The organism is Actinomycetota bacterium, assembly GCA_005888325.1.
Lineage (GTDB): Bacteria > Actinomycetota > Acidimicrobiia > Acidimicrobiales > AC-14 > AC-14.
Genome location: VAWU01000102.1, coordinates 1834 through 3526 on the forward strand (window position 1 = coordinate 1834; position 1693 = coordinate 3526).

Sequence of the window (1693 nt, forward strand, 5' to 3'; positions counted from 1 at the left end):
TTTGCGCGTTAGTCCCTCGCACTTTGCGCCAGAACTGCCGCTCGGCATCAGCTAACGGCGCGTCATAGCCCATGCGGCGTGATGACGCGCAGGTGGCGTTCCTTGCTAACCCCTCAAGGCCATGATGGAGTCGGAGATGCGCTCGGAAGGCTGGACCTCGGATCAATGCTGTTGGCGATGGCGAGCAAGGTCTCGTCGGCCATTGGCCCGGACACGGCGAGGTGGACGCCGAGGTCCGATCGCTCCTGCCAGGAGACGACGCGTACGCCGTCCTCCGGTGCAGCAGGACTCGCCACCACCAAGGAGGCGTCGTGACCGCGAATCTTCACACGTCGGAAGGTGCGACCAGGCCAGTATGCATTGACGTCGATTGGCCCGCGAATCGAGAAGACGTCGACCACGGCAACGCGCGCTGCTCCGTTCCGATACATCAGGATCTGAGTGTGGTCGTCGCCTGAGCGAAACACGAGCGAGAAGCCCGGAGGCAGGAACCGGGGTTCGGCGAACCAGTGCTCGGGCCCCGCCGCCACTCGCTGCTCATCGCCTCGACCCCGGTGGCTGACGGCCACGGCGACGACCACCGTCACGGCGAGGGCAGCCACGAGCACAAGCGTGGGTCTGCGCCGCCGCCCGCCTCCTACGCGTGGCTGCCGCGGCGACCCGCCGTCCACCAACCGGCGCTCAAGTGTCTCGATCAGCGCGTCGGCACCGCGCGGCTGGCCTCGCTCGGTCAACTCGTCCCAGGCGGCTCGGGCCGGGGTCATGTCCTATACCTCCATTCCAAGCTCGCTGCGGAGACGGCGACGGCCGCGCGACGCTCGAGCCCGGGCCACGGCGGGCGAGCACCGCAGCGTGGCGGCGATCTCGGGGAACGAGTAGCCCTCCACGTCGGCGAGATAGAGCACCGCCCGGACCTCGGCGGGGAGGCGCAGTAGCTCGGCCAGGTCCGAGGGATAGCTGGGTGGTGGTGCTGCAACCGAGGCAACCAGGCGCGGCAGGGACTTGCCTCGGCGGGCCAGGCTCCGCCGGTGGTTTCGGCTCAGGTTGAGGATGGTCTGGCGCGTTCTCATAGGCGCTGAGCGATCGGCGTCGAAGCGCCAGGAACAACGCCTCTTGGACGAGGTCATCGGGTTCGACGTCGGCTGGCCCGACGGCGGCGGCGAAGCGGCGCAGCGGGCCATAGAGCATCTCGATCAGGTGGCGCTCATCGGCGGTCAGGGCGCTCGACGGAGTTCCCACTTCGTGCTCGCCTTGTCGCACAACGAGAAGAACACCACAACGTGCCGAGCTGTGACGGCTCGCCGAGGGAAATACCTATTCGCTTTGGCCGACTTCGGCTCGGCTCGCCTCATCGGGCAACATGGGCTAGCGAGGCGAGGTCCCATGGCACACGCATCTGAGGGCGAACTCGAAGCTCTACCTGTTGACGGCGAGAAGGATGGGCCAATTCCACCTCGACAGCTCCCACGGTTTGTTCGGCGGGCTGTGGTGGCGATCGGCGTGATCGCGGCGTTCGGCGCAGGCTGGCTTGCGCACGACCATTACACGAGCGACCGTCTCGTTCTGCTCAACCCGTGTCCGGTGCCGAGAACGGTCCGGTTTTTCGACGCACTCCGACGGGCGCACTTCAGCGGGCAGGCTGTACGGCCCGACGCCCTTCTTCCGCTCGTGAGAACCGAAGCGAGGAGTTCCA

General features: G+C 67.1%; 2 protein-coding genes. Both read right to left on the reverse strand.

Translation table 11 applies throughout. The features are described from left to right. Window positions 1-113 precede the first annotated feature (113 nt). Window positions 114-602, reverse strand: coding sequence for a hypothetical protein (locus E6G06_22485; GenBank protein TML84601.1), 489 nt, complete (start codon window positions 600-602; stop codon window positions 114-116). Between the two features lie 165 nt (window positions 603-767). After that, entirely contained in the window at window positions 768-1181 is a 414-nt protein-coding gene (locus E6G06_22490; GenBank protein TML84602.1) for a hypothetical protein, read from the reverse strand. Window positions 1182-1693: the final 512 nt, after the last annotated feature.

Bases quoted from the DNA above. Each gene is read 5' to 3' on its own strand.
- E6G06_22490 (TML84602.1), bottom strand. From the start codon at position 1,181: ATGGCCCGCTGCGCCGCTTCGCCGCCGCCGTCGGGCCAGCCGACGTCG.